The sequence below is a fragment of the Cellulosimicrobium cellulans genome, assembly GCF_042723955.1.
GTDB lineage: Bacteria > Actinomycetota > Actinomycetes > Actinomycetales > Cellulomonadaceae > Cellulosimicrobium > Cellulosimicrobium cellulans_H.
Window position 1 is genome coordinate 1 of the sequence record NZ_JBHXIC010000125.1, and the last position, 7,979, is coordinate 7,979.

4 protein-coding genes are annotated in these 7,979 nt (G+C 72.2%); 2 read left to right on the top strand and 2 right to left on the bottom strand.

Features of this window, described 5'->3' with window-relative positions; translation table 11 throughout:
- Positions 1-102: 102 nt before the first annotated feature.
- On the bottom strand, positions 103-1,413 hold the full coding sequence (locus tag ACFWH7_RS19880) for an ABC transporter substrate-binding protein (protein ID WP_378219201.1): 1,311 nt from the start codon (positions 1,411-1,413) through the stop codon (positions 103-105).
- A 249-nt stretch (positions 1,414-1,662) separates the two neighbouring features.
- Positions 1,663-2,682, bottom strand: coding sequence for a LacI family DNA-binding transcriptional regulator (locus ACFWH7_RS19885; protein ID WP_378219203.1), 1,020 nt, complete (start codon positions 2,680-2,682; stop codon positions 1,663-1,665).
- A gap of 165 nt (positions 2,683-2,847) precedes the next feature.
- Between ACFWH7_RS19885 and ACFWH7_RS19890 the strand changes: the two genes are divergently transcribed.
- Positions 2,848-3,855, top strand: a complete 1,008-nt coding sequence (locus ACFWH7_RS19890; protein ID WP_378219205.1) for a LacI family DNA-binding transcriptional regulator — start codon at positions 2,848-2,850, stop codon at positions 3,853-3,855.
- A 459-nt stretch (positions 3,856-4,314) separates the two neighbouring features.
- The gene (locus ACFWH7_RS19895) at positions 4,315-7,866 is read left to right on the top strand and encodes a glycosyl hydrolase (RefSeq protein ID WP_378219207.1); all 3,552 of its coding nucleotides are present in this window, start codon (positions 4,315-4,317) and stop codon (positions 7,864-7,866) included.
- Positions 7,867-7,979 lie beyond the last annotated feature (113 nt).

Below are 7,979 nucleotides of genomic sequence, written 5' to 3' on the forward strand. Positions count from 1 at the left end.
GGGCGCGGGGGGGGGGCGGGGGGGGCGCGGGGGGGGGGGTTGCCAGCCCGCGCCCCCCGCGCGGGGCCCCCCGCCCCGGGGCCCCCGCCCCCGCCCGCCTCGTCAGCCGACGACCTCGGCGCGGGCCGTCGCCCAGCGGTCGTTGAGGTCGGCGAAGAACGACGCCTTGTCGCCGTCCGCGGCGCCGCGCGCGACGTCGATGTACTGGCGCCGGAACTGGTCGCCGTTGAGGTCGATCTCCGCGGCGTTGTAGATGTCGGCCAGGAGGTTCTCCTCGCCCGCCGGCGCCGGGGCGATCTCGACCTCCTCGACGCCGAACGTCTCGAAGTCCGCGAGGATCTCCGGCGACTCGCCGCCCACCTGCGGCGCGAGCCCGCCCTGGCTCGCGGCGAAGCCCGACTCGTCGAGGAACCAGTACAGCCACGCCTCGGCGGCCTCCTTGTTCTCCGAGTGCTTGGAGATCGCGAGCTTGTAGTCCGCCCCGACCGTCGAGTGGAACGCTCCGTCCGTCTGCCACGGCATCGGCCAGAACCCGATGTCCTCGCGCGGGTTGCCCGCCGCCTCCGCGGCGTCCTGCATCTGCGTCACGGCCCACGAGCCGAGCACCATGCTCGCGACCTGGCCGGTGCCGACGAGGTTCTTGGACTCCTCCCAGTTCGTCGTGGTCGGGTCGGGCTCGGAGAGGCCGGCCTCCACGACGTCGTAGAGGAGGGAGTCGATCGCGTACTGCTCCTCGCCCTCGGTCCACGGCGCGTCCTGCTCGGTGCGCAGGTTCACGGCCTCCGGGCCGTCGATCGAGCCCTGGTTGGACTGCCACTGCGTGAGCGGCCAGCCGTCCGCGTAGTTCGTGTAGTACGGGACGGTGTCGGGCGAGCTGTCCTTGATCGCCTTCAGGGCGTCGAGGAACTCCTCGGGCGTCGCGGGCGGCTCGGTGATCCCTGCCTTCTCCCAGACCGGCTTGTTGAGCACGTAGCCCATCGCGGTCCCGAACGTCGCGAGCCCGTAGACCTGCCCCTCGTACGCCTTGTCGTGGATGAAGCGGTACTCCTCGCCGAGCTCGTCGACCGTCCCGAGGGGCTCGAAGAAGGTCGAGAGCTGGTCCGCGTCGACCGTGTTGGGGATGAGCAGGACGTCGCCGTAGTCGCCCGAGTTGAGGCGGATCGAGACGTCGCCCTCGTAGTCGGTCACCGCCTCGAACTCGACGTCGACGTCCGGGTAGGTCTTCTGGAACTCGGTCACGTAGTCCTGGAGCACCGTGTCGACGATGTCCGTGCGGTTCGTCAGGACGGTGATCGTCCCCGACGGGCCGTCGCCGTCCCCGTCGCCCCCACCGGTGGAGCCACCGGAGCAGGCTCCCAGCACGAGCACCACGGCCGCGGCCGTGCTCGCGGCAAGGATGCGCCTCTTCGCCATCTCGATCCCTCATTCTCGTCGTCGTTGACAGTGCGCGCCGCCCCGATGCGGATACAGCGCTTAAGCCGAATGGCCATCTGGTGCACCGGATGATCAAGTCCGATGTCGATGAGGACGAGTGAAGCGGTTAAGTTGCCGTAAGTCAACGACGCTCGGTCACGGTTCGATCACGACGACGAGAACGTGCACCCCGGGCGCGCCGGGCCCTCGGACGGACCTCTCCGCGCGGGCCGTGCGCCCGGGCCGGCGTCAGTCCTCGGCGCGGCGCGCGGTCGTGCCCCGGGGGCGCAGCGTCGGCGTCGAGTCCAGGAAGCTCCCGCCCGTCCGGCCGTCGATGCGGTCGAACAACCGCCTCGCGACGTGGGCGCCGAAGCGCGTCACGTCGTGGCTCAGGGCCGACAGCCGGGGGTACGTCGCCTGGCACAGCGGGGAGTCGTCCCAGGCGATGATCGACAGGTCCGCCGGCACCCGGACGCCCAGCTCGCTCGCCACGCCGAGGCCCGCGAGGGCCATGACGTCGTTGTCGTAGATGATCGCCGTCGGCCGCTCCGGCCCCGTGAGGAGCGTGCGCGTGGCGCTCGCCCCCTGGTCGGCCGTGTAGTCGGTCCGTCCGATCTCCCCCCGAACGCCGAGCCGCGCCACCTCCTCGCGGAACGCCTCGTCACGGATGTGCGTGTGCCCGAAGCTCGTGACCCCCGCGACGCGCGCGATGCGCCGGTGACCCACGGCGTGCAGGTAGCGGACAGACTCGCGCATGGCCGAGGCGTCGTCGGTCCACACGTTCGTGAGGTCACCGGCGAGCGCCGGGTCGCCCACGACGACGGCCGGGATCGCGTCCGGCTCGGAGAGCCAGGCCACGCGCGGGTCGTCGAGGCGGAGGTCCACGGTCACGACGCCGTCGACCCGGCGCGCGGCCCGCCACTTGCGGTAGGCGCGCAGCTCGGCGTCGAGATCGGGGACCACCTGGAGGAGCAGGCCGTACGACCTCGCGGCGAGCTCGGACTCGATGCCCGCGATGAACTGCATGTAGAACGACTCGAAGCCGAGGGTGCTCGGGTCGCGCGCGAGCACCAGGCCCACGGTCTCCGTGCGCGCCCCCGACAGCGAGCGTGCCGCTGAGCTCGGCTCCCAGCCCAGCTCGGCCGCGACACCGAGGATGCGCGACCGCGTCTCGGCCGACACGCCCGGCCGGTTGTTCAACGCGTACGACACCGCACCCGTGGACACGCCTGCCCGCCGGGCGATGTCCGCGATCGTGATCCGGGCCATGGTGCGCTCTCCTCGTCGTCGGGACGGCCCCCGTGCCGTCGCCCACACGCTGCACTGAAGCGCTTCACCTGTCAACCGGCCGGCCCGTCGGCACGGGCCGCGGCAACCGGCCGGACGCCGCAGCGTCCGGCCGCCCGCCCGCGTCGCCGCTGCTAGGGTCGGCCCGTGCAGAAGCCGCAGCAACGCGCCACTCTGGCCGACGTCGCGCGACTGGCCGGTGTGAGCGCCAAGACCGTCTCACGGGTCTACGACGGCAGCACGAACGTCTCCCCCGGCACCCGGCGCCGCATCGAGGAGGCCGCCGCACGCCTCAGCTTCCGGCCCAACCTCCTCGCGCGCGACCTCCGCCACGGAGGGGTCTCGTCCGCCGTCGGGTTCGTGCTCGGCGACATCACCAACCCGTTCTACTTCCAGGTCGCCGCCGGCATGGAGCGCGAGCTCGCGCAGCACGGTCTGACGATGGTCCTCACGGCGACCGAGGACGACCCCGCCGAGGAGGAACGCGTCGCCGGGACCCTGCTCGCCCAGCGCGTCCGCGCGCTGGTCCTCGTCCCGATCGCGGAGGACCAGTCCTACCTCGAGGGCGAGCGCCGGCTCGGCACCCCGGTCGTGACGATCGACCGGCCCGCGCACAACCTCCTCGCCGACTCGGTCGTCCTCGACAACCGGGAGGGCACCGCGGAGGCGGTCCGGGCGCTCACGCGCCTCGGCCATCGCCGCATCGCCTTCGTGTGCAGCCCGGGAGGCCTGTACACCCACGCGGAGCGGCTCGCGGGCTACCGGGACGCCCTGCGCGAGGTGGGCGTCACGGACCCGACCCCGTGGGAGCGCCTCGACGACGCCGGTGGTCGGACCACCGAGGCGGCGGTGCTGGACGTCCTCGACCAGCCGGATCCTCCGACCGCGATCGTCACCGGCAACAACCGTGCGAGCGCAGCGCTCGTCCGCGCGCTCGGTCCGGCCCGGGACGACCTGGCGTACGTCGGGTTCGACGACTTCGACCTCGCCGACGCGCTCGGCTTCAGCGTGGTCGCCTACGACACCCGCGAGCTCGGCCGCGCCGCCGCACGCCGCGTACTCGAACGGCTCGCCGACCCGCAGGGCGCACCGGTCCACGTCCGCATCCCCACCCATCTCGTCCCCCGCGGCTCCGGCGAACGCCCTCCGAGGTAGCGCCCCGCCCGCGCGGGGTAGAACCCTCGTCGGCCGACGTAGAACCGTGGTCCGCCGAGGTAGAACCGTGGTCGCTTCGCGCACGACGGCGCGTGGTCGACCCGGGTCGTCGGGGTGGCCTCGTCGGCCCCAGCACCTCGCCGCTCTGACCGACCGTCCGCCCCTCGGCGGCTCGGCCACCTCGGACGGCGACCCGACGAGGGGCCCGGGGACGATCGCCGTCGGGCACGACGACGGTTCCACCTCGCCCGACCGGGGTTGTACCTCGCGCAGCGACGGTTCACCTCGCGGCGCCGATTGTCGGCGTTGTCAACGGGGGTGGCTCAACCGCGCCAGACCGTTCTTGCTTGCACAAGCACCCGGCCGATGGGGACGCATGTCAACGTTGACATACACAACGCGGAGGCCCTAGCGTCCGCTGGGTCAGCGCATCTCTCTCACCGGACGAAGGAGTCCTCCATGTCCCGACGACGCTCACGTCGGAGCACCGCAGCCGCGGCCGCGGTGCTGTCGCTCCTCGCGACACTTACGCTCGCGGCGACGCCCGCGTGGGCGTCGCCCGGCGCGACCACGGAACCGCCCGCTGCCGAACCATCGCACGACGGGCCCGTCGTCGTGAGCCTCGACGACTTCGACAGCTACGCGGACGACGCGGCGCTCTCGTCGCTCTACTCGCGCAACACCGACGGCGGGACGAACACCGCGACGCTCGTCGACTCGCCGTTCGGCACCGGGGGCGAGGACCTCGGCTCGGCGATGCGGTTCGACTACTCGTTCACCAACGGATACTCCGGGCGGTCGCGCGCGGTCGACGGCTACTGGCCGGGGCTGCGGGCGGTCGAGCTGTGGATCGCGAACGAGACGCCAGGCCAGGACGTGCTCCTCCAGCTCTCCGACGGCGCGTCGTTCGAGGCGCACCTGAACGACGTCGCCGGGTTCGACCCGACGTCCACCGCGCCGCAGCGCGTACACGTCCCCGTCGAGGACTTTCGCCCCAAGTCCGGCACCGGCACCCTGCGCACGAGCGGTATCGCCTCGTTCGCGCTCTACGTCAACCAGGTCGGGGCGGGGACGGGAGGCACCATCGTGGTCGACGAGATCGACCTGCTGTTCGACGTCGCACCGCCGGTCCCGGAGGTGACCTTCCCCGTGACGGACCTTCGCACCGACGGCGCCGGGAACCTTCTCACGCTGATCGCCGAGCACACTGTCGTCCCGGACGGAGCCCGGGTCGTCCAGGCGACGTGGACGTCCGACGACCAGACGGTCCTGCGCGACGCGTCCCGACCCGAGCCCAAGGGCGACTTCCGCGCCGAGGGCACGGTCGGCGTCGACCTCCACCAGGTGCGCCTCTTCGTCCCGGCCGAGGACGGCGGCGCGGGCACGACGTTCGCCGTCGACGTCGACACCCACCTCGTGATCGAGGTGACCGACCTGCCCGCGCCGGTCGACGTCGTCGACTACCTCGACGCGATCACCGGCACCGGGATGCTCTCCGCGATGCACCACGACCAGTCGTACGCGAACCCCGCGGCGAACGACGTGCTGCACCAGCGCGTCGCGAACGAGTTCGGCGTCTACCCGGCGCTGTACAGCGCGGACTTCCTCACGGGCCAGACCGTGCCGTACCGGCAGAACATGATCGACGAGGTCCGCCGTCAGTGGGACGCCGGGAACCTGGTGCAGATCATGTTCCACGTCTCACCGCCGCAGTACACCGTGGCCCAGGAGGTGCAGGGCGGCTGGGGCGGCGACCAGGCGCACGAGACGCTCCCGAGCCCCAACCGCATCTACTCGTTCCTCTACGAGGACCAGTGGGACGAGCTGCTCACGGACGGCACGGCGCTCAACGAGAACTGGAAGCTGCGCATGGACGAGTACGCGCGCCTGCTCCAGCCGCTCGAGGACGCGGGCGTGACCGTGATGCTGCGCCCGTTCCACGAGATGAACCAGCACGTGTTCTGGTGGGGCGGGCGGCCGGGGCTCGACGGCAGCGCCGGCCTGTACCGGATGGTTCACGACTACCTGGAGCAGGAGAAGGGCCTGTCGAACATCGTGTGGGTCTGGAACGTCCAGGACCTTCCCGACGACTACGGCTTCGCCGACGGCGACCCCAAGTTCGACCGCTACGAAGGTCTTGCGGGCGGGCTGCCCGAGTACGACGCCGACGACTGGTCGAGCTTCAGCCCCGGCCCGGACTACTACGACGTGCTCTCCGTCGACTTCTACGACGTCGAGGGCTACGCGCCGCGGCACTACGAGCAGGCGCAGCGCATCGCGCAGCGCGACGACAAGCCGATGATCATCGGCGAGACGTTCGTCTTCCCGACGCAGGACGAGATCGCAGCCCAGCCGGACTGGTCGCTCGCCATGCCGTGGGGCGTACGGACGTGGAACTACAACACGCCGCAGGCCATGGCGACGTTCTACGAGCACAGCATCGGCGCCGCGGGGCTGCCCCGGTTCACGACGCGCGACAGCACGGCGACGCCCACGGTCACGGACGCACGCGTCGTCGGCGTCGTGAACCCGCACGGGCACGAGGTGGTTGCGATCGCGGTGCGCTACTCCGCGCCGCTGCCCGCGGGCGAGCTCGACCCGACGGCGTTCGCCGTCCGGGCCGACCTCGACGGCCCGACGCCGGCCACGTCGTCGGACGGCCCGCGCACCGTGGTCCGGGCCTTCACGGCGGCAGCGCCCGACGGGGCCGGTTCGCCCGGGCAGGAACCCGCGCCCGGCGAGTGGGTGGTCCTCGAGCTCGACACGTCCGACGCCAACGCGGCCGGGACGTTCTACTCCGGGACGACGCAGACCTACGACCTGGCCGCCGCGTACTCGGTGACGCAGGTCGCCGACCTGAGCGTCGGCGCGACGACCGTGCCCGCGTCTCTCGGCCCGGTCCCGGCGTCGGCGGTCGACACGCCCGTCGTCGACGAGTACGAGGCCGGAGCGTGGGACGGACCGGGCGACGCGTTCCGGTACCGGCTCTTCACGCCGCATGCCTACCGCGAGGCGCCCGACGACGGCACGCTCTACCCGCTGGTGCTCACGCTCCACGGCACGGGCGAGACCGGCACCGACAACGCCGTCCAGCTCCTGGCGAACCAGCTCTCCGTCGCGTTCGCCGCGCCCGAGCGGCAGGCCACCGACCCGGCGTTCGTGCTGTCCCCGCAGCGCGCGCCCGACCAGGACTGGCTCACGCCCAGCGGGCGCGAGGCGCTCGTCGGGATGGTCGAGGACATGGTCGACCACTACCCCGTCGACCCCGATCGCGTGTATCTCACGGGACTCTCGCGCGGGTCGCGCGCGAGCTGGCCGCTGCTCGCCGAGGACGGCAGCCTCTTCGCGGGAGCGCTGCTCGTCGCAGGTGGCGAGTCGGCCGACCTCACGGCGCAGATCAGCGACCTGCCGGTCTGGGTGCACCACGCGATCGACGACCCGACGGCGCCGTACGGCCTCACGCTCACGGCCCTCGAGGGCCTCCAGCGCGCAGGCGCCGTCGTCACGCGCGACGAGTGGGCGGGCAACCTCCCGCGCGACGCGGCCGCGGCGCGGGCGCAGGCGCTGTGGGACGAAGCACGCGCGGCCGGCAGCGACGTGCTCCACACCGCGTACTCGCCCGGCACGACGGGCACGCCGGACCGGCTCGCGTACCCGCACTCGTCGTGGATCCCGACGTACGCGAACCCGGTCGTCCTCGACTGGCTCTTCGCGCAGTCGCGCGACGGCGGCCCGGCCGTCTCGGTCGAGGCCTCGGCGCGCTGCCTCGCCGGGAAGGCGTACGTCGCGGTCCGGGCGACGAACGGCGGCGGCGCCCCGGTGGACCTCGCCCTCACGACGCCGTACGGCGGCAGGACGTTCTCGGCCGTGGCACCCGGCTCGAGCGCGTACCAGTCGTTCGCGTCGCGGGCGAAGGCTCTCCCGGCGGGGATCGCGACCGTCACCGTCACCACGGGCGACGGCGCCGTCACGACGCTCGACGCTCGGTACGACGCCACGACCTGCGGGTAGCGTCCGACCTTCCCGCACGTCGTCCGCCGATTCACGACGCCCCCCTTTCTCTTATACACATCGACGATCCCACGATACTGTGATGCATCGGGTAGCTTATAAAAAACAAAAAT

Coding starts and splice junctions, on each gene's coding strand:
- ACFWH7_RS19895 (WP_378219207.1), top strand. CDS start 4,315: ATGTCCCGACGACGCTCACGTCGGAGCACCGCAGCCGCGGCCGCGGTG.
- ACFWH7_RS19880 (WP_378219201.1), bottom strand. CDS start 1,413: ATGGCGAAGAGGCGCATCCTTGCCGCGAGCACGGCCGCGGCCGTGGTG.
- ACFWH7_RS19885 (WP_378219203.1), bottom strand. CDS start 2,682: ATGGCCCGGATCACGATCGCGGACATCGCCCGGCGGGCAGGCGTGTCC.